Here is a 279-nt window from a genome sequence, read left to right on the forward strand (position 1 = left end):
CTTCAAGCCGTTTCCGGGCGCGCGCATCGTCACGCGTTTTCTCGAACTGTTCGTCGCGTTTCCATCGTTCCTGGTGGCCTTTACGCTGATCTTTCTGTACGGCTCCCAAGGCTCGGTCAGCATTGCATTGCAGCGGCTTTTTCATCTGCAGGCGCCGCTCGATTTCCTGTTCGGCGCGGGCGGCGTGATTCTCGCAGAAGTGGTGTTCTATGCGCCGTTCGTCGTGCGGCCTACATTGGCGTCGTTCGCCACGCTCGATATGCACCTGATCGAAGCGGC

General features: G+C 59.5%; 1 pseudogene. It reads left to right on the forward strand.

The annotated features are described in order from the left end of the window. Nucleotides 1-279 (forward strand): annotated as a pseudogene (locus EN850_RS36045) (2-aminoethylphosphonate ABC transporter permease); the annotation flags it as partial.

The organism is Mesorhizobium sp. M8A.F.Ca.ET.207.01.1.1 (genome assembly GCF_004794715.1).
GTDB lineage: Bacteria > Pseudomonadota > Alphaproteobacteria > Rhizobiales > Rhizobiaceae > Mesorhizobium.